Annotated in this window: 17 protein-coding genes and 3 tRNA genes; 13 read left to right on the top strand and 7 right to left on the bottom strand. The window is 68.4% G+C overall.

Annotation, left to right across the window (positions count from 1 at the left end; all coding sequences use genetic code 11):
- Position 1 precedes the first annotated feature (1 nt).
- Positions 2 to 910 carry an NAD kinase gene (locus R0232_RS29230; RefSeq protein WP_431510331.1) on the bottom strand — a complete coding sequence of 303 codons (909 nt, stop codon included), beginning with the start codon at positions 908 to 910 and terminating at the stop codon, positions 2 to 4.
- 30 nt (positions 911 to 940) lie between these two features.
- Here R0232_RS29230 and hrcA point away from each other — a divergent pair, with 30 nt between their 5' ends.
- From hrcA to greB, 4 genes are all read left to right on the top strand, one after another.
- Entirely contained in the window at positions 941 to 1,948 is a 1,008-nt protein-coding gene (gene hrcA / locus R0232_RS29225) for a heat-inducible transcriptional repressor HrcA (protein WP_093341149.1), read from the top strand.
- A 39-nt stretch (positions 1,949 to 1,987) separates the two neighbouring features.
- Positions 1,988 to 2,064, top strand: a tRNA-Ile gene (locus R0232_RS29220).
- 70 nt (positions 2,065 to 2,134) lie between these two features.
- Positions 2,135 to 2,211: transfer RNA gene (locus tag R0232_RS29215), tRNA-Arg, on the top strand.
- Positions 2,212 to 2,316: 105 nt separating this feature from the next.
- On the top strand, positions 2,317 to 2,892 hold the full coding sequence (gene greB, locus R0232_RS29210; RefSeq protein WP_431510330.1) for a transcription elongation factor GreB: 576 nt from the start codon (positions 2,317 to 2,319) through the stop codon (positions 2,890 to 2,892).
- Between the two features lie 27 nt (positions 2,893 to 2,919).
- Here the strand turns inward: greB and R0232_RS29205 are convergent, their stop codons facing one another.
- From R0232_RS29205 to R0232_RS29190, 4 genes are all read right to left on the bottom strand, one after another.
- Positions 2,920 to 5,175: a RelA/SpoT family protein gene (locus R0232_RS29205; protein ID WP_208513150.1), complete on the bottom strand. Its 2,256-nt coding sequence runs from the start codon at positions 5,173 to 5,175 to the stop codon at positions 2,920 to 2,922.
- Between the two features lie 95 nt (positions 5,176 to 5,270).
- On the bottom strand, positions 5,271 to 5,474 hold the full coding sequence (gene rpoZ / locus R0232_RS29200; RefSeq protein WP_057595157.1) for a DNA-directed RNA polymerase subunit omega: 204 nt from the start codon (positions 5,472 to 5,474) through the stop codon (positions 5,271 to 5,273).
- 30 nt (positions 5,475 to 5,504) lie between these two features.
- On the bottom strand, positions 5,505 to 6,125 hold the full coding sequence (gmk, locus tag R0232_RS29195; RefSeq protein ID WP_057595158.1) for a guanylate kinase: 621 nt from the start codon (positions 6,123 to 6,125) through the stop codon (positions 5,505 to 5,507).
- A 20-nt stretch (positions 6,126 to 6,145) separates the two neighbouring features.
- Positions 6,146 to 7,069: a YicC/YloC family endoribonuclease gene (locus R0232_RS29190; protein WP_208513151.1), complete on the bottom strand. Its 924-nt coding sequence runs from the start codon at positions 7,067 to 7,069 to the stop codon at positions 6,146 to 6,148.
- A 91-nt stretch (positions 7,070 to 7,160) separates the two neighbouring features.
- Between R0232_RS29190 and R0232_RS29185 the strand changes: the two genes are divergently transcribed.
- The 6 genes from R0232_RS29185 (at position 7,161) to R0232_RS29160 (ending at position 11,967) form a co-directional block, all read left to right on the top strand.
- The gene (locus tag R0232_RS29185; protein ID WP_093341141.1) at positions 7,161 to 8,168 is read left to right on the top strand and encodes a serine/threonine protein kinase; all 1,008 of its coding nucleotides are present in this window, start codon (positions 7,161 to 7,163) and stop codon (positions 8,166 to 8,168) included.
- Positions 8,169 to 8,217: 49 nt separating this feature from the next.
- The gene (locus tag R0232_RS29180; RefSeq protein WP_093341139.1) at positions 8,218 to 9,129 is read left to right on the top strand and encodes a PP2C family protein-serine/threonine phosphatase; all 912 of its coding nucleotides are present in this window, start codon (positions 8,218 to 8,220) and stop codon (positions 9,127 to 9,129) included.
- Positions 9,130 to 9,195: 66 nt separating this feature from the next.
- Positions 9,196 to 9,927 carry a ribonuclease PH gene (gene rph, locus R0232_RS29175; RefSeq protein ID WP_431510329.1) on the top strand — a complete coding sequence of 244 codons (732 nt, stop codon included), beginning with the start codon at positions 9,196 to 9,198 and terminating at the stop codon, positions 9,925 to 9,927.
- A gap of 52 nt (positions 9,928 to 9,979) precedes the next feature.
- The gene (gene rdgB / locus R0232_RS29170) at positions 9,980 to 10,579 is read left to right on the top strand and encodes an RdgB/HAM1 family non-canonical purine NTP pyrophosphatase (RefSeq protein WP_431510328.1); all 600 of its coding nucleotides are present in this window, start codon (positions 9,980 to 9,982) and stop codon (positions 10,577 to 10,579) included.
- Positions 10,570 to 11,844, top strand: coding sequence for a radical SAM family heme chaperone HemW (gene hemW / locus R0232_RS29165; RefSeq protein WP_431510327.1), 1,275 nt, complete (start codon positions 10,570 to 10,572; stop codon positions 11,842 to 11,844). Before rdgB ends, hemW begins: the two co-directional genes overlap by 10 nt.
- A gap of 35 nt (positions 11,845 to 11,879) precedes the next feature.
- Positions 11,880 to 11,967: transfer RNA gene (locus R0232_RS29160), tRNA-Ser, on the top strand.
- A gap of 58 nt (positions 11,968 to 12,025) precedes the next feature.
- On the opposite strand, the gene R0232_RS29155 is transcribed toward R0232_RS29160, so the two are convergent.
- Positions 12,026 to 12,730, bottom strand: a complete 705-nt coding sequence (locus R0232_RS29155; RefSeq protein ID WP_431510326.1) for an L-2-amino-thiazoline-4-carboxylic acid hydrolase — start codon at positions 12,728 to 12,730, stop codon at positions 12,026 to 12,028.
- A gap of 199 nt (positions 12,731 to 12,929) precedes the next feature.
- Here R0232_RS29155 and R0232_RS29150 point away from each other — a divergent pair, with 199 nt between their 5' ends.
- Positions 12,930 to 13,532, top strand: coding sequence for a LysR family transcriptional regulator (locus tag R0232_RS29150; RefSeq protein WP_431510325.1), 603 nt, complete (start codon positions 12,930 to 12,932; stop codon positions 13,530 to 13,532).
- Between the two features lie 3 nt (positions 13,533 to 13,535).
- Here the strand turns inward: R0232_RS29150 and R0232_RS29145 are convergent, their stop codons facing one another.
- A complete protein-coding gene (locus R0232_RS29145) occupies positions 13,536 to 15,218 on the bottom strand; it encodes an InlB B-repeat-containing protein (RefSeq protein ID WP_431510324.1) in 1,683 nt (560 codons plus the stop codon).
- A 188-nt stretch (positions 15,219 to 15,406) separates the two neighbouring features.
- On the opposite strand from R0232_RS29145, the gene R0232_RS29140 reads away from it, so the two are divergent.
- Both R0232_RS29140 and R0232_RS29135 read left to right on the top strand, forming a co-directional pair.
- Positions 15,407 to 16,015: a response regulator transcription factor gene (locus R0232_RS29140; protein ID WP_093341129.1), complete on the top strand. Its 609-nt coding sequence runs from the start codon at positions 15,407 to 15,409 to the stop codon at positions 16,013 to 16,015.
- Positions 16,012 to 17,799 carry an ATP-binding protein gene (locus R0232_RS29135; RefSeq protein ID WP_431510323.1) on the top strand — a complete coding sequence of 596 codons (1,788 nt, stop codon included), beginning with the start codon at positions 16,012 to 16,014 and terminating at the stop codon, positions 17,797 to 17,799. Before R0232_RS29140 ends, R0232_RS29135 begins: the two co-directional genes overlap by 4 nt.
- Positions 17,800 to 17,806 lie beyond the last annotated feature (7 nt).

Genomic DNA, 17,806 nt, shown 5'->3' with positions numbered 1-17,806 from the left:
CTCAGGAACCTCCTTCGTTCCAATGCAGTTTCTTGCGCAGGGTGTCGAAATAGCTCCAGCCGCGCGGGTGCAGGAAGCGCACCCGGAAATCGGAGCGGCGCACCACCACGCGGTCGCCGATCGCGAGCGAGGCCAGCGATTGCATGTCGAAATTCGCGCTGGCATCGCGCCCGCCCACGAGCTCGATCACGATCTCGTCGGCATCGGGCAGCAGCACCGGGCGGTTCGACAGCGTGTGCGGCGCGATCGGCACCAGCACCCAGCCCGGCACCGCCGGATGCAGCAGCGGCCCGCCGGCCGACAGCGCATAGGCCGTCGAACCCGTGGGCGACGCGATGATCAGGCCGTCGGCGCGCTGGTTGGCCACGAAATGCTTGCCCACCGACACCCGCAGCTCGACCATGCCCGAGGTCGCGCCGCGGTTGACCACCACGTCGTTCATCGCGAGCGCATCGAACACCACGGCGCCGTCGCGCATCACCTGCGCGTGCATCAGGCTGCGGTGGTCTTCCTCGTATTCGCCGGCCAGCATCGGGATCAGCGTGGCCTGGAAGTTGTCGAGCGGGATGTCGGTGATGAAGCCGAGCCGGCCCCGGTTGATGCCGATCAGCGGGATGCCGAAGGCCGCGAGCTGCCGGCCGATGCCGAGCATGGTGCCGTCGCCGCCGACCACCAGGCCGAGGTCGCACTGCTGGCCGATCTGCTCGACCGTGAGGGCCTCGTAGCGGTCGCCGGTGGGCAGGGCCTGGGCCGGTTCGTCGTCGCCGCGCGGCTGTTCGACGTAGACCTTGCAGCCCCGGGATTCGAGAAAACTCGCGATGCCTTCCATCACGCTGTCGCGCTCGCCGCACCGGGCTCCGGAAGCCTGGTATTTGCCGATCAGCGCGACGTGACGAAAGGGAGAGGTCATGGCTACAAATTACAACACTAAAATCTTGCAATGCTGGACGACCGCGCCAAGTTGCTGCTCAAGACGCTCGTCGAGCGCTACATCGCCGAAGGCCAGCCTGTCGGCTCGCGAACGCTCTCGCGTTCCTCGGGCCTGGACCTCTCGCCCGCGACCATCCGCAACGTGATGTCGGACCTCGAGTCGCTCGGACTGATCGCCAGTCCGCACACCTCGGCCGGCCGCGTGCCCACGGCGCGCGGCTACAGGCTTTTCGTCGACACCATGCTCACCGCGCAGCGCGAGCACCTGGCCGCGCCGAGCCTCGCGCCCGACCAGCCGCAGCGCGTGATCGCCAACGCGGCGCACCTGCTGTCGAACCTCTCGCAGTTCGTCGGCGTGGTGATGGCGCCACGGCGTTCGTCGGTGTTCAAGCAGATCGAGTTCCTGCGCCTGTCGGACCGCCGGCTGCTGGTGATCATCGTCTCGCCCGAAGGCGACGTGCAGAACCGCGTGATCTTTCCGGAGGCCGACTACTCGCAGTCGCAGCTGGTCGAGGCCGCGAACTACATCAACGCCCACTACGCGGGCCTGACGATCGAGCAGGTGCGCGACCGGCTGCAGTCCGAGGTCGACACGCTGCGCGGCGAGATCGCGGCGCTGATGCAGGCGGCCGTGAAGGTCAGTTCTGACGTGCTGAGCGAATCGCAGGAAGACGACGTCGTGATCTCGGGCGAGCGCAACCTGCTCGCGGTCAGCGACTTCTCGAGCGACATGGGGCAACTGCGCCGCGCCTTCGAGCTGTTCGAGCAGAAGGCGCAGCTGATGCGGCTGCTCGACGTGTCGAGCAAGGCCGAGGGCGTGCGCATCTTCATCGGCGGCGAGAGCCAGGTGGTGCCGGTCGAGGAACTGTCCATCGTCAGCGCCAACTACGAGGTAGACGGCCAGGTCGTGGGCACGCTGGGCGTGATCGGCCCGACGCGCATGCCCTACGAGCGCATGATCCAGATCGTCGACATCACTTCCAAGCTGGTCAGCAACGCGCTGAGCCACCGCAAGTAGCAGGGCGCCTTTTCGGCGCGAATAGAATCGAGCCCACGTGGGCCGTTAGCTCAGTTGGTTAGAGCAGCGGACTCATAATCCGTTGGTCGATGGTTCAAGCCCATCACGGCCTACCACCCGTATTTTTGAGATTTGTTTCGACGGATCGAAAGGGCCTCAAAAATACATGCTATGATAGCAAGCTGTGCGGCTGTAGCTCAGTTGGATAGAGTACTTGGCTACGAACCAAGGGGTCGTGGGTTCAATTCCTGCCAGCCGCACCACTCTTCAAGGGTCAACTCGGAAACGAGTTGACCCTTTTCTTTTTGGTACGAGGCTCGTCCGCGCGGCGGACGCCACGCTTCTCTTTCGATCTCCGGAGGCGTCGCTTGAACAAGGCATTCACCAAGGAAACGGATTCCGACGCGGACGACGACGGTGCGGACGGCGCGATGCCGCCGCTGCCCGCGGGCGGCAAGAACTACATCACCCCCGCCGGCTATGCGCGGCTGCGCACCGAGCTGCTGCAGCTGATGGACGAGGAGCGGCCCAAGGTGGTCGAGGCCGTGCACTGGGCCGCCAAGAATGGCGATCGCTCGGAGAACGGCGACTACCTCTACGGCAAGAAGCGGCTGCGCGAGATCGACCGCCGCATCCGCTTCCTCACCAAGCGCCTCGAGATCGCCGAGGTGACCGATCCCTCGGTGCATCACGGCAGCGACCAGGTCTTCTTCGGCGCCACGGTGCGCTACGCGGACGAGAACGGCGACGAGCGCAGCGTGACGATCCTCGGCATCGACGAGGCCGACAGCGCGCAGTCGCAGGTCAGCTGGATCTCGCCGATCGCGCGGGCGCTGCTGAAGGCGCGGGAGGGCGACGTGGTCAAGCTCGTCACGCCGGGCGGCACGCACGAGGTCGAGCTGCTGTCGGTCGTCTACCCGGCGCCGGGGCCGGGCGCCGCATAGAGGCTGCGCCGCAGCCGCGGCGCGGACTCAGGACGCGGGAACGGTGCGCGCCGCGGACAGCACCGAGGTGGTCCGGCGCACCGAGCGCAGCACCGCGTCCAGATGCGAGCGGTCGCGCACCGCGATCACGAAGCGCAGATCGGTCGAATCCTGCGGCGTCTCGTCGGCCATCTCGACGTGGGTGATGTCGGCTTCGGCATCGGCCAGCGTCGCGGCCACGCGCGCCAGCACGCCCTTGTCATTGCGCACGGTGATGATCACGCCGGTCTCGAAGGCGCGCGTCGGTTCGTCGGCCCACTCGACCGCGAAGAAGCGTTCGCTGTCCTTGTGGCGCAGGCGCTGGCCCACGCCGCAGGCCTCGGTGTGCACCACCAGGCCTTCGCCGTGGCCGAGGTAACCCACGATCGGGTCGCCCGGGATCGGGCGGCAGCACAGCGCGAAGCGCACCGAGGAGTTCTCGCTGCCGTCGAGCGTGACGGCGCCCTGCGAGATGGTTTCGTGCGAGATGAAGCGCTCCCTGCTCAGCAGCAGCGCGTCGGGGCGTTCGCCGAGCTCGGCCATGAGCGCCATCAGCCGCTTGGCCACGATGCTCGCGATGCGCTTGCCCAGGCCGATGTCGGTCAGCAGCTCGGCGCGCGTGCGGTTGCCGGTGAAGCGCAGCAGCTTTTCCCACAGCGGCTGGTGCTCCGCATCGTCCTCGGGCAGCTTGCTCAGGCCTTCTGCGCGCAGGGCCTGCGCCAGCAGCTTCTCGCCCAGGCCTTCGGATTCGGCGTGGGCCAGGGTCTTGAGGTAGTGGCGGATCTTCGAGCGCGCACGGCCGGTCCGCACGAAGCCGAGCCAGGCCGGGTTGGGCGTGGACACAGGCGCGGTGATCACCTCGACCACGTCGCCGTTCTTGAGCTCGGTGCGCAGCGGCACCTGGTCGCCGTTGATGCGCGCGGCCGAGGTGTGGTCGCCGATGTTGCTGTGGATCGCGTAGGCGAAATCGACCACGGTCGCGCCGCGCGGCAGCGCCATGATCTGGCTCTTGGGCGTGAAGACGTAGACGGCGTCGGGGAACAGGTCGACCTTGACGTGGTCCCAGAACTCCGCGGCGTCACGCGTCTCGTCCTGGATGTCGAGCAGCGACTGCAGCCACTTGGTGCCCAGGCGGTCGTTGCTGGCCGTGCTCGGGTCGGCGGCCTTGTAGAGCCAGTGCGCCGCCACGCCCGATTCGGCCACCACGTGCATGGCGTCGGTGCGCAGCTGGAACTCGACGCTGACGCCCGCCGGGCCCACCAGCGTGGTATGCAGCGACTGGTAGCCGTTGAGCTTGGCGATCGCGATGTGGTCCTTGAACTTGCCCGGCAGCGGCTTGTACATCTGGTGCAGGATGCCCAGGCCGGTGTAGCAGGCGATCACGTTCGGCACGATCAGCCGGAAGCCGTAGATGTCGGTCACCTGGGCGAAGCTCAGGTGCTTTTCCTCCATCTTGCGGTAGATCGAATAGAGCGTCTTCTCGCGCCCCGCGATCCGCAGCGTCATGTTGGCGGCGGCGAAGGCGGTCTCGACCTCGCGCTGCACCTTCTGGATCAGGTCGCGCCGGCGGCCCCGCGCCTTGGCCACGGCCTTGGCCAGCGTGGCATAGCGCCATGGTTTGAGGTGCCGGAACGACAGTTCCTGTAACTCGCGGTACGTCTGGTTGAGGCCGAGCCGGTGCGCGATGGGCGCATAGATGTCGAGCGTTTCGCGCGAGATCCGGGCCCATTTCTCGCGCGGCGCGTCGGCCAGCGTGCGCATGTTGTGGGTGCGGTCGGCCAGCTTGACCAGGATGACGCGCACGTCGCGCGCCATCGCCAGCAGCATCTTGCGGAAGGACTCGGCCTGGTTCTCTTCGCGCGTGTTGAACTGCAGCTTGTCGAGCTTGGTGAGGCCGTCGACCAGTTCGGCCACCGGCGCGCCGAAGCGCTCGATCAGCTCGGGCTTGGTGACGCCGCAGTCCTCGATGGCGTCGTGCAGCAGGGCGGCCATCAGGGCCTGCGCGTCGAGCTTCCATTCGGCGCATTGCGCCGCCACGGCGATCGGGTGGGTGATGTAGGGCTCGCCGCTGTTGCGCAGCTGGCCCAGGTGGGCCTCGTCGGCGAAACGGTAGGCGCGGCGGACCAGTTCGGTGTCTTCGGGGCTCAGGTAGTCGAGCCGCGCCGTCAGGGCCGCGAAGCTGGCGGCGGCCGCATTCAGCGCCGCCGGGCTCGGCTTCGGCGTGCCCGCAGGGGCATGGGACTGAGATTTTGCGACCGCGCTCATGGCTATCACTTTAGCGTGACCGCTGTGTGGACGTGATCAGGCGTAAAAAAAGCACCGCGTCGCGGTGCTTTTCCGTTGCAAGCCTGCGTCAGCGATCAGCCGGGAACCTTCTTGAGCATTTCCAGGCCGATCTTGCCTTCGGCGATCTCGCGCAGCGCGGTCACGGCCGGCTTGTTCTTGCTTTCGATCTTCGGGGCATGGCCCTGGCTCAGCATGCGCGCGCGGTAGGTCGCGGCGAGCACGAGCTGGAAGCGGTTGGGGATCTGCTGCAGGCAGTCTTCGACGGTGATGCGGGCCATGATGGAATCTTTCGGTCGGTGAGCGTGGAATCAGGGGATGTTCAAGGCGGCGAAAGTGTCGGCACGCGCGCGTCGCTGCGCGGAATACCGGAGCCGCTGAGCGTGGACGATCGCCTTGAGATCGAACAGTGCGCGCTCAAATAACTCGTTGATTATAACGAAATCGAATTTCCCGGCCTGCGCCATCTCTTCGGCGGCGTTCTGCAGCCGCAGTTCGATGACCGCGGCGCTGTCCTCGCCCCGGCGTTCCAGCCGCGAGCGCAGCTCTTCCCAGCTCGGCGGCAGGATGAAGATCATCACCGCGTTCGCGAAGGCCTTGCGGATCTGCAGGGCACCCTGGAAGTCGATCTCGAGGATCACGTCGGCACCCTGGGCGATGCGTTCCTCGATCGCCTTCTTGGAGGTGCCGTAGCGCTGCCCGTGCACGTGGGCCCATTCGACGAAGGCGTCCGAAGCCACCATGGCGTCGAACTCCGAGGTCGAGGCGAAGAAGTATTCGCGCCCGTGCTTTTCCTGCCCGCGCGGCGAGCGGGTCGTGTGCGACACGGAGGGCTGCACCGCCGAGTCGAGCTCCATCAGGGCCTTCACGAGGCTCGACTTGCCGGCCCCGCTCGGTGCCGCAACCACGAAGATGTTGCCGGGATAGTCCATGCTTTCCTTCACTCGCTCGCTCACTCGATGTTCTGGACCTGCTCGCGCATCTGCTCGATCAGCACCTTCATGTCCACGCCGATGCGCGTGAGTTCCAGCGCCGCCGACTTGGAGCCCAGCGTGTTGGCCTCGCGATGCAGCTCCTGGATCAGGAAGTCGAGCCGCTTGCCGATCTCGCCGCCCTTCTTGAGCAGTCGCTCGATCTCGTCGAGGTGCGAGTTCAGCCGCGTCAGCTCCTCGGCCACGTCGATGCGGATCGCGAACGCGGTCGCCTCGGTCAGCGCACGGTCCTGCGCCGCCTCGGGCAGCGTGCCGCCGCCGTTGGCGCCCAGGCCCATGGCCTCCTGCCAGCGCTCGAGGAAACGGGTGCGCTGCTGTTCGACCAGTTGCGGCACCAGCGGTCCGGCCTGCGCGACCAGTTCGCGCAGCTGTCCCAGGTGCGCCTCGAGCATCTTGGCCAGCCGCGCGCCTTCGCGCTGGCGGGCCGACACCAGCGCCTCGAGCGCCTTGGCGCCCACCTCGAGCAGGTCGGCGCCCCAGTCGCCGCGCGGCGCGCTGTCGCTGCCGGCCAGCCGCAGCACGTCGGCCACGCTGAGTTCGCGCGCGCCGGGCAGCCAGGCCTTGATGCCGTCCTGCACGCCGTTGAGCCGTTGCAGCAGCTTGACGGAAGGCTCCGCCACGCCGCCCTGGGCATTGGTTTCGATGGCCGCGCGCAGTTCGACCTTGCCGCGCTTGAGGCGGCCGGTCAGCAGTTCGCGCAGGGCGGTCTCGTGCTGGCGCAGCTCTTCGGGGAGCTTGAAGGTGAGGTCGAGAAAGCGGCTGTTGACCGAGCGGATTTCGACCCCGAGCCGGCCCGCGGCCAAGGGCCGCGCGTCGGTTTCGGCGTGGCTGCCCGAGGGGCCGTTCTGGCCGCTGGCATAGCCGGTCATGCTGTAAACTGGCATTGCGCCTCTCTGTGGTTCTGCTTGCATTCACCGAGGCACCGGCACGGCGTTCGCTTGCCGCACCATCGCCTTCGGGCGAAACTCCCGGATTATGTCAAAGGTCAAGCCGTCACCTCTGCTGCCCGATACGATCATCGGTGGCTACCGCATCGTTCGCAGGTTGTCGGCGGGCGGTTTCGGGGTGGTGTACCTGGCCATCGACCCCAGCGGCCAGCAGGTCGCGGTCAAGGAGTATCTCCCTTCTTCGCTCGCCACCCGCGGCCCCGGCGAACTCGCCCCGCAGGTGCCGGCCGAGAAGCTCTCGCTGTACCGCCTCGGCCTCAAGAGCTTCTTCGAGGAAGGCCGCTCGCTCGCGCAGATCTCGCATGCCTCGGTGGTCAGCGTGCTCAACTTCTTCCGCGAGAACGAGACCGTCTACATGGTCATGAACTACCTGGAGGGCGCGACCCTGCAGGACTTCGTGGTCACCGCGCGCGACCTCAAGCGGCAGAAGGTGTTCCGCGAATCGACCATCCGCTCGCTGTTCGACGAGATCCTGCGCGGCCTGCGCATCGTGCACCAGTACAAGATGCTGCACCTCGACATCAAGCCCGCCAACATCTTCGTCACCGACGACGACCGGGCCGTGCTGATCGACTTCGGCGCCGCGCGCGAAGTGCTCAGCAAGGAAGGCATCTTCATCCGCCCGATGTACACGCCCGGCTTCGCCGCGCCCGAGATGTACCGCCGCGATTCCTCGATGGGCCCCTGGACCGACATCTACGCGATCGGCGCCTGCATCTACGCCTGCATGCAGGGCTACCCGCCCAACGACGCGCCGCGCCGCATCGAGAAGGACCGCCTGAGCCTCTCGCTGTCGCGCCTGCGCGGCGTCTATTCCGACAACCTCATCGAGGTGGTCGAGTGGTGCATGTCGCTCGATCCGCTCTCGCGCCCGCAGTCCGTGTTCGCGCTGCAGAAGGAGCTCAGCCGCGAGGGCGAGCGCCGCTACACCAAGCTCACGGTGGGCGAGAAGGTCCGCCTCTCGATCGACAACATCCGCTCCTTCGACAAGAAGAGCGCGCCCCGCGCGGCGGCACCGACGACCCGTCCGGCATGACGACGCAGCGCATCGCCTCCTCGATCCTTGCCCGCCTGGAGGCGCGGCCATGAAGTTCTCCGTCTTCCAGGTCAGCCGCAAGGGCGGCCGTCTCAAGAACGAAGACCGCATGGGCTACTGCTACACGCGCGAATCGGGCCTGTTCGTGCTGGCCGACGGCATGGGCGGCCATCCCGAGGGCGAGGTGGCCGCGCAGATCGCGCTGCAGACCGTGGCCGCGCTCTACCAGCGCGAGGCGCGCCCGATGGTGAAGGACCCCAAGGCCTTCCTCGCCGAATCGGCGATGGCCGCGCACCAGCAGATCATGCGCTACGCCAGCAGCAAGGCCATGCTCGACACGCCGCGCACCACCGTCGTCGCGGCCGTGCTGCAGGCCGGCATGGCCACCTGGATGCATTGCGGCGACTCGCGCCTGTACGTCGTGCGCGACGGCCGGCTGCTGGTGCGCACGCTCGACCATTCGCATGCCGAGCGCCCGCGCCACCGCGGCGTGTCCGAGTCCTCGCCCGCCAACCGCAACCTGCTGCTCACCTGCCTGGGCTCGCCCACCACGCCGCTGTTCGACGTGTCGGCCCCGCTCGCGCTGCAGCGCGGCGACCGCATCATGCTGTGCTCCGACGGCGTCTGGGGCGTGCTCGACGATGCGCTGATCGTGCACACCCTGTCGTCCGGCAAGCCCGTGTCCGATGCCGCGCCCGACCTCGCCGAGATGGCGCTGCGCAAGGGCGGTTCGCACAGCGACAACGTGACGCTGATCGCGCTCGAGTGGGAAATGCCCGACGCGCCCGGCGAGGAGCCCGGCATCTCCACCGACAGCATCAGCGATGGCGTGTTCGCCTCGACCATCCAGGCCGGCATGCTCGCCGACGACGAGATCGAGGACCTCGACGAGGACGCCATCGAGCGTTCCATCGCCGAGATCAACGAAGCCATCCGGCGTTCGGCGGCCCGCAAGACCTGAATCGTTCCGCGCCTTCCCGTTCGAGGGCGCGCCCGTGTTTTTCCCTTCCTTTTTCTTCATCAGACCATGACAGCTTTCACCCGTAGCGGCGGCCGCGCCGCCGACCAGTTGCGCCCCGTGCGCATCACGCGCGGCTTCACCATCCACGCCGAGGGCTCGGTGCTGATCGAGTTCGGCCAGACCCGTGTGCTGTGCACCGCCTCGGTCGAGGAGAAGGTGCCGCCGCACAAGAAGGGCAGCGGCGAAGGCTGGGTCACGGCCGAATACGGCATGCTGCCGCGCGCCACCCACACCCGCAGCAGCCGCGAGGCCGCCAAGGGCAAGCAGACCGGCCGCACGCAGGAAATCCAGCGCCTCATCGGCCGCTCGATGCGCGCCGTGTTCGACCTCGCCGCGCTCGGCGAACGCACCATCCACCTCGACTGCGACGTGCTGCAGGCCGACGGCGGCACCCGCACCGCCGCCATCACCGGCGCCTTCGTCGCCGCGCAGGATGCCGTCAACAAGCTGATCGCCGCCGGCACGCTGTCCGCTTCGCCGATCAAGGGCCATGTCGCCGCCATCTCGGTGGGCATCGTCGGCGGCACGCCGCTGCTCGACCTCGAGTACACCGAGGACTCCGCCTGCGACACCGACATGAACGTCGTCATGACCGGCGCCGGCCACTTCGTCGAAGTGCAGGGCACCGCCGAGGGCGTGGCCTTCACGCGCGAAGAGATGAACCTGCTGCTGGGCCTGGCCGAAAAGGGCATCGGCGAACTCGTCGTCCTGCAGCAGCAGGCCCTGCAGTCGAAGTAGCAGCCATGAACCGCGGCCCGCAGAAGGCCGCCGCAGTTATTCCTTTCCACGTATGAAACTCGTCCTGGCTTCCAACAACGCCGGCAAACTGGCCGAACTGCAGCAGCTCTTCGCCGAACTCGACGTCACGCTCGTGCGGCAGTCGGAGCTCGGCGTGGGCGAAGCCGAGGAGCCGTTCCGCACCTTCGTCGAGAACGCCCTGACCAAGGCGCGCCACGCCAGCGCCGCCACCGGCCTGCCCGCCATCGCCGACGACGCCGGCCTGTGCGTCGATGCCTTCGGCGGCCTGCCGGGCGTCGACACCGCCTACTACGCCACCCAGTTCGGCTACCCCAAGGGCGATGCCAACAACGTGAAGGCCCTGCTCGATCAACTGGCCGGACAGGCCAACCGCCGCGCCGCGCTCGTCAGCACCCTGGTCGCGCTGCGCCGCCACGACGACCCCGAGCCGCTGATCGCGGTGGGCCGCGTGGCCGGCGAGATCGCGCCGGCGCCGGTCGGCGACAACGGCTTCGGCTTCGATCCCGTGATGTACCTGCCTGCCTTCGGCAAGACCTTCGCCCAGCTCACGCCCGAGGTGAAGAACGCTCACAGCCACCGCGGTCAGGCCGCGCGCGCCATGCTGGCGCTGATGCGCGAGCGATGGCTGTGACCGGTCCCTCGTCCGTCGTTCCCATCCAGCCCGCGGCGCCGGTCGGCGCGCCGCATGCCAACGACGTGCTGCACTGGATGCGCCCCGGCCCGCTGCAGCTGACGGCGCTGCCGCCGCTCACGCTGTACATCCACCTGCCGTGGTGCCTGCGCAAGTGCCCGTACTGCGACTTCAATTCCCACGAGTGGCGCGCCACGAGCACCGCCGAGGCCGACGGCATGCCCGAGTCCGCGTACATCGACGCGCTCATTGCCGACCTCGACGCCGCGCTGCCGTTGATCTGGGGCCGTGGCGTGCAAGCCATCTTCATCGGCGGCGGCACCCCGAGCCTGTTCTCGCCCCAGGCCATCGACCGCCTGCTGGGCGACGTGCGCGCGCGCTTGAAGCTCACGCCCGACTGCGAGATCACGCTCGAGGCCAACCCCGGCACCTTCGAGCGCGACCGCTTCCGCGCCTACCGCTCGGCCGGCGTCACCCGGCTGTCGCTGGGCGTGCAGAGCTTCAACGACGAGCACCTGAAGGCGCTGGGCCGCGTGCACGATCGCGCCCAGGCGATCGCCGCCGCCGAGGAGGCCGCCGCCTCGTTCGACACCTTCAACCTCGACCTCATGTACGCGCTGCCGGGCCAGTCGCTCGAGCAGCTCGACGCCGACCTCACGCAGGCGCTCGCGCTCGCGCCGCCGCACCTGTCGGTCTATCACCTCACCATCGAGCCGAACACCTGGTTCGCCAAGTTCCCGCCGCAGCTGCCCGAGGACGACATCGCCTACGCGATGCTCGACCGCATCACCGAGCGCACCGGGGCCATCGGCATGTCGCGCTACGAGGTCTCGGCCTATGCGCGGCCCGGTCACACCTGCGCGCACAACCTCAACTACTGGCAGTTCGGCGACTACCTCGGCATCGGCGCCGGTGCCCACAGCAAGCTCAGCTTCGCGCATCGCATCGTGCGCCAGGTGCGTTTTCGCGAGCCGCGCCTTTACATGGACAACGCCCGCGCCGGCACCGCCGTCGCGCAGAGCGACGAGGTCGCGCTGGCCGACCTGCCGTTCGAGTTCATGCTGAACGCCATGCGCCTGAAGGCCGGCTTCACGCTGATGCAGTTCGGCGAGCGCACCGGCCTGGCCTTCACCGCGATCCAGCGCGGCCTGGAGGAGGCCGAGCGCAAGGGTCTCGTCGAACGCGACCTGAGCCGCGTATGGCCCACCGAGCGCGGGCTCGATTTCCTCAGCGACCTGCAGACCCTGTTCCTGCCCGAGGACTGAGCACGGGCCGGGCTCGGCATAGAATCGCGGGCTCCGGAGAGTTGGGTGAGTGGTTTAAACCAGCAGTCTTGAAAACTGCCGACGGGCGACCGTCCGTGAGTTCGAATCTCACACTCTCCGCCAGCATTGATGCCTTCCTGCGGCGCTCGGCATGCCAACGCGACGCGGATGACCCGAAGCACTATTCGCAGTCGTCCTGGTCCGACGAAAGCCGCGCAAATCGAAAATTGCAGTGGTCCGCGCCGCCAGCCAGCGTTTGCGTCCTTTCCAGACGGATGCCTCGCGTTGCATAGGCGTCGAAATCGAGTCCGCAGATGTTCGGCAGGATTTCCTGATCTCCATGCCGAGCCGCGAATTTGCAGAAGCCGCAAGCCTTGTAGTCGATGCCGAACTCGAAACTGTCACCAGGGCCAGGCTCGACGAAGTCGTAGACGAAATCGTCCGGAAATTCCTGCTGATGGCTTTCCGTGGTGCTCTTCAGGGCCTGCTTGCGCAGCAAGGCCCGATTCTCCTGCGACATGAATTGACGCCCTGACGCGAGGCGCTCCGCTTCGGGCTCGGCGAGCAGTTGCATCTTGTAGGTTTCTCGCTCGATCTCGCCGATCAAGGCCAGTGAAACGCCGCGCCGCCGGAGCACACGGCTGATGGCCACGAAGCCCATGAGGCGCATGAAGAAATCGCTCATGCGACTTGCCGTGCCTCCGACGTAGGGCATCTGGGTGAGCACGATCTGGAATTCGCTCAACGCCTGCTGTCGAATTTCATCCATGTCGGACAGATGCGCTTGCTCGCGCAGCATCGTTTCGGCAAGGTCGAGACGATGGCGCATGGTGGTTTCCATGGCATCGCGATGCGACTCGTAGAAGGGATGGATGATCTCGGCCATAGGGCACATCTCCAGAGCAAGGTGGGCCGAAGAGCAGGTTTGGCATGGGCATTGCGCTGCGGCATGATGGTCTTCCTGATCGCGCAATCGGTGCTTGCATTCTTCATCGTGCCCGGGCACCGCTCAACCGATTCTTTCTGGCCGCCTGGAAGAGTTTTTCTATTCCGAATTCCTCGCCTTCAAGTCCGGATCCGTACCCATGAGCCATCGCCTGCCTCCTCTGAATGGATTGCGCGCCTTCGAGGCAGCCGGGCGCCACCTGAGTTTCAAGTCCGCCGCGATGGAGCTCTCCGTCACGCCCGGTGCCGTCAGCCAGCAGGTCAAGCAGCTGGAACAGGCGCTCGGCGTGCCGCTGTTCCAGCGCCTGCATCGCAGCTTGATCCTCACCGCGCAGGGCGAGGCCTTGTTGCCGGAAGTGGGAGAGGCCTTCAAACGCCTGTCCGAGGCCAGCGACACGGTCGCGAAGGCCCTGAAGACGAAGCCGCTTCGCCTCGGCATCTCGCCGGCCCTGAGCGACGAGCCCGAGCGCCTGCTGGCCCGCCTCGCCGGCACGAAGCGACCGCCCGACTACGTGCGCGCGGTGGCGACCGACAACGTGGCCGATCTTCTCGCTGGCCGACTCGATGCCTTGCTCCGCCCGGGTCCCGGCCCCTATCCGGGTCTGCACGCCGAAGTGCTGGCGCTGGCGCCCGGCTTCGGGGCCCACAAGAAAGCCTCGCTAGTCGTCTGGCCCGGCCTCGCCCGCTGTCGCGAATTCACGCGGACGCGGGCGCTCCTGGCGAAGGATCGAAGCGGGACGTAGACCCTACCTCCCCGACCCATACCGCCGAACCATCACCCGCGTCCCGCTGCCCGCCTCGAACTGCTGCCAAGCCAGCACCGCATTCCCCAGCTCGTTCATCCCCAGATCGGGCGCAGCCGCCGCCTCGTCCGTGCTCTCCTGCAGCGAAGGCGTTCCCCAGCCCCCACCCAGGGCATGTCGTGTCGCATAGAGGTCCGCCGTCCCCAGGTCATTCGCCTGCGCCCAAGCAACGAAAGCATTGCTCGCATCGTCGATCCCCAACGCAGGCAGGCTGCTCAAAGCCCGCGAGGCCGCCGCCCGCACCACGCTCCCCGTACCGAACGCAGCACCCGGCGCAGCCGTCGAAGCCATGAGCGCGTTGTCGAGCCGCCCCCAGCTCAACACAGCCGCACCGGCCGCGTTCATGCGCAGCACGGGCGTGCTGAGAAAGGCCTGCGTCGATGTGAACGGGACGCCCACGCGCGCGGTGCTGCCTCGCCAAGCACCCGCCGAGAAGCGCTTGAACCACACCGCGCTCTCCCATTGATTGCTGCCGCCGGGCAGGTCGGCCTGGCCCCAGGCCAGCAGCGCGTTGCCGCCTGCGTCGATCGCGAGGTCATGCGCACCGATCGACTGCGCGGTGCCCGCATCCGGCACGAGCTCGGCCGCCGTGCCCCAGGTACCGCCCGCATTGGCGCGGTTGGTCCATAGCGAGGCGCTGCTGCCGGTCGAACGCTTCCAGACGGCCAGCGCTTCGCCCGATCCCGCCATCACCACCGCGGGATCGCCGTTCACGACGCCCACGGTCTCGTCGGTCTCGATCAACGCAGCCGTGCCCCAGCCACCGGCCTGCGTGAAGCGGTTGGCGTAGATGCTGAAGCGCGTGGCCGGGCCGATCTGCGACCAGACCGCCACGGCGTTGCCATGGGCGTCGATGCCGATGTTGGCGTTGCCGACGGTGCCGCTGCCGGTCTCCAGCAGCGCGGGGCTGCCCCAGCCGGTGGCGGGATAGACCGGCAGTGCCCACAGGTCGTGGCCGGTCGCGGAACTCAGCTGGGTCCACAGCACGACGGCGCGGCCGCTGGGCTTGTCGATGGCGACGCGGATGTCGCGCACCGATCCCGCGTTGGCCTCCAGGCGCTGCGGGGCGGTCCAGCCGCTGCCGGGCAGGTAGCGGCTGCCCCAGAGGCGGTCCGCCTGCGGGTTGCCCTCGATCTGGCGCCACACGACCAGCGCGCGGCCCTGCGCATCGATCGCGACCTTGGGCAGGCTGGCGCCGGCGGCCGAGAGCGCGATCGCATCGCTCCAGCCCACGGTGGGCGGCGCGGCGACGAAGGCGGCGCTGACGCTGCGTGCGGCATCCATGCGCACGCGGCAGGTGCTGGCGTTGCCGCTGCAGGCGCCGCTCCAGCCGCCGAGAACCTGGCCCGCGGCCGGGGAAGCGCTGAGGAGTACCTCGGTGCCGGTGTCGAAATCGGCGTCGCAGCGGTCGGTGCAGTCGATGCCCGCGGGTTGCGATGCGACACGGCCCGCGCCGGCGATGCCGACCTCGAGCGTGTGGCGCACGGCGATCGGCGCGGGTGGGGGCGGCACGATGCCGAGGGGCGGCAACGCGCCGCCGCCCGAACCTCCGCCTCCGCAGGCCGCCAGCAGGGCCAGGGCTCCCGCGCACACGATCCATCGTCCATAGCCGCTCGTCTTCGTCATCTCGCAGTCCTCGCTCGTAAAGAGGGGCGGATCGTAGGGACGGGACCGGCCCGCGCCCATAGCACCTTCGGGCACCTGCCCGAAGGTGCTGTTGGCCCTTGCGCCGCGCGCCTGTAGGCTGCCGGCATGGACAATGCGGCCCACGAGGAGAGGGCGCGGGCGGATCCCGCCCCGAGGATCACGGCACCATGAAACTCCTGCTCGTCGACGATCACCCGCTCTTCGGCATCGGCTTTGCGCATGCGCTGACGCACGCCCGTCCCGACTTCGAGGTGCAGACGGCGCTGTCGCTGGCGCAGGGCGTGGAACGCGCCGCGCAATGCGCGCCCGACATCGTGCTGATCGACTACCGCCTGGGTGGCGAGGACGGGCTCGAAGGCCTGCGCCTGTTCGGTGCCCGGCATCCGCTGGTGTCGCGCCTGATGATCTCGGGCGACGAGGAACCGGTGCTCGCGGCGCGCGCACGCGCGGCGGGCGCGGCCGGCTTCATCGGCAAGTCGCAACCGGTGGCGCGCATCGCGCGCGCGCTCGACGAGGTGGCCGCGGGCGGCGAGTCCTTCGACCTGCTGCAGGCGCAGGCGGGCCTGCCGGCCGCGAGCCTGACGCCGCGCCAGCTCGAGGTGCTGCTGCTGGTGGCGCAAGGACGGCAGAACAAGCAGATCGCGGCCGAGCTCGAGATCGCGGAGCGCACGGTCAAGCTGCACATCACGGCGCTGCTCGACACCATGGATGCGCGCAACCGCACGCACCTGCTGGTGCAGGCGCGCCGCGCCGGCCTGCTGCTGGAGCAGCGGTGAAGCCCGCGCTCGGCGCACGCCTGGCCTTCTCGGACCTCCAGCTGCAGCAGCTGGAGCAGATGATCCGCTCCACGGTCTGGTCGTGGCTGCTGGCGGCGGTGGGCGGGCTGCTGTGCTACCTCGAGTACGCGGCGGGGCCCGACGGCGCGCGCGTGCAGGCCTGGTTCGTCGTCTATGGCGGCATCGTCGCGGTGCGGCTGGGCCTCTGGATCGCCTGGGCGCTGCGGCCCGGCATGCGCGCGAACCCGCAGGCCATGGTGCTGCCGATCATGGCCAGCAACCAGGTGCTGGCGTTGTCCTGGGGCGTGCTCAGCGTGCTGCTGCACCACGAGGGGCCGGCGCAGGCCGAGGCCATCCTTCACATCGCGATGGTCACGGTGGCGCTGGGCGGCGCGATCCGGCTCTCGACGATGGGGCGCGCGGCCATCGCCTACGTGGTGCTGATCCTCGGGCCGCTGGTGCTGCGCGACATCTGGTTCGGCGGCAGCTACCACCTCGCGATGGCGCTGATCGTGACGCTGATCGGGGTCTACACGCTGCTGAGTTCCAGGGAGCTGTCGTCCGCGCTGCACGAGATCCAGGCGCAGCGCCGGCGCAATGCGGAGCTGGTGATCGCACTGCGCGCCGAGAACGAGCGCAGCAGCGCGGCGCGGCGCACGGCCGAGGAAGCGGTCGCCGCGCGCATGCGCTTCTTCGCCTCGGCCAACCATGACCTGCGCCAACCGCTCAATGCGATGGCGCTGCTCGCGCAGACGGTGCACACGGTGAGCACCGAGCGCGCGGTCAAGGAGATGTCGGAGCAACTGGTGGCCTGCGCCGACGGCATGACCGACGTGGTGGACGACCTGCTCGACATCACGCGCGCCGATGCCGGCTCGGCCAGCCCGCAATGGGCGCCGCTGGCCATCGACGAATTGGTGCGCGAATGCTGCCGCCCGCACCAGGCGATGGCCGCGGCCAAGGGCCTGCGTTTCGAGACGGCGATCGAGCCCTGCATGGTGCACAGCGACCGCGCCCTGCTGGCGCGCGTACTCACCAACCTGCTGGCGAATGCCATCCGCTACACGCACGCGGGCCAGGTGCGTGTCGACGGCCGCATCGACGACGGCCGGCTGCGGCTGCGCATCGAGGACACGGGCATCGGCATCGCCGCCGAGCACCTGCCGCAGATCTTCGACGAGTTCTACCAGGCCGGAAATCCCGCGCGCGACCGGCGGCTGGGCTATGGCCTGGGCCTGGCCACCGTGAAGCGACTGAGCGACCTGCTCGATCTTCGCGTGGCCGTTCGTTCCTCGGCCGGGCAGGGCAGCGTGTTCGAACTGCATCTGCCGCTGGTCGATGCCGGAGCGAGCGACGGCATGGGTGACGCAGGACGGCCCGTGCCAGCGTCGCCGACCGCCTTGGCGGCTCGCGTGCTCGTGGTCGACGACGATCGCGATTCGCTGCAGGCCCTGCGCGGGTTGCTCGTGTCGTGGGGCATGGACGTGCGCTCCGCGAGCGGCATCGCGGACGCGCTGGAGGTGCTGCGGGCGGGCTTCCGCCCGAACGCGCTGGTGGTCGACCTGCGCCTGGGTTCGCAGGCTGGCGGCATCCAGGCCATCGAGGCATTGCGTTCGTCGCTGAACGAAGCGGCACTGCCCGCGCTGATCGTCACCGGCGACGTGGGCGGCGACTACCTGAGCGCGGCACGGGCGGCGGGCCTGCCGGTCATCGTCAAGCCGGTGCGGCCCTCGCAGCTTCGTGCCTTCCTCGGCCATGCGCAGGCCGTGCGCGATCCGGTGTAGGGCGCCC

Origin of the sequence: Variovorax sp. DAIF25, assembly GCF_050711835.1 — a bacterium.
GTDB lineage: Bacteria > Pseudomonadota > Gammaproteobacteria > Burkholderiales > Burkholderiaceae_C > Variovorax.
Note: the sequence above shows the minus strand (reverse complement) of the source record. Positions and strands in the feature narration are given on the sequence as shown.

What these genes read in the sequence shown, in the direction of transcription:
- R0232_RS29230 (WP_431510331.1), bottom strand. Translation starts at nt 910, where the DNA reads ATGACCTCTCCCTTTCGTCACGTCGCGCTGATCGGCAAATACCAGGCT.
- hrcA (WP_093341149.1), top strand. Translation starts at nt 941, where the DNA reads ATGCTGGACGACCGCGCCAAGTTGCTGCTCAAGACGCTCGTCGAGCGC.
- R0232_RS29205 (WP_208513150.1), bottom strand. Translation starts at nt 5,175, where the DNA reads ATGAGCGCGGTCGCAAAATCTCAGTCCCATGCCCCTGCGGGCACGCCG.
- rpoZ (WP_057595157.1), bottom strand. Translation starts at nt 5,474, where the DNA reads ATGGCCCGCATCACCGTCGAAGACTGCCTGCAGCAGATCCCCAACCGC.
- gmk (WP_057595158.1), bottom strand. Translation starts at nt 6,125, where the DNA reads ATGGACTATCCCGGCAACATCTTCGTGGTTGCGGCACCGAGCGGGGCC.
- R0232_RS29190 (WP_208513151.1), bottom strand. Translation starts at nt 7,069, where the DNA reads ATGCCAGTTTACAGCATGACCGGCTATGCCAGCGGCCAGAACGGCCCC.
- R0232_RS29185 (WP_093341141.1), top strand. Translation starts at nt 7,161, where the DNA reads ATGTCAAAGGTCAAGCCGTCACCTCTGCTGCCCGATACGATCATCGGT.
- R0232_RS29180 (WP_093341139.1), top strand. Translation starts at nt 8,218, where the DNA reads ATGAAGTTCTCCGTCTTCCAGGTCAGCCGCAAGGGCGGCCGTCTCAAG.
- rph (WP_431510329.1), top strand. Translation starts at nt 9,196, where the DNA reads ATGACAGCTTTCACCCGTAGCGGCGGCCGCGCCGCCGACCAGTTGCGC.
- rdgB (WP_431510328.1), top strand. Translation starts at nt 9,980, where the DNA reads ATGAAACTCGTCCTGGCTTCCAACAACGCCGGCAAACTGGCCGAACTG.
- hemW (WP_431510327.1), top strand. Translation starts at nt 10,570, where the DNA reads ATGGCTGTGACCGGTCCCTCGTCCGTCGTTCCCATCCAGCCCGCGGCG.
- R0232_RS29155 (WP_431510326.1), bottom strand. Translation starts at nt 12,730, where the DNA reads ATGGCCGAGATCATCCATCCCTTCTACGAGTCGCATCGCGATGCCATG.
- R0232_RS29150 (WP_431510325.1), top strand. Translation starts at nt 12,930, where the DNA reads ATGAGCCATCGCCTGCCTCCTCTGAATGGATTGCGCGCCTTCGAGGCA.
- R0232_RS29145 (WP_431510324.1), bottom strand. Translation starts at nt 15,218, where the DNA reads ATGACGAAGACGAGCGGCTATGGACGATGGATCGTGTGCGCGGGAGCC.
- R0232_RS29140 (WP_093341129.1), top strand. Translation starts at nt 15,407, where the DNA reads ATGAAACTCCTGCTCGTCGACGATCACCCGCTCTTCGGCATCGGCTTT.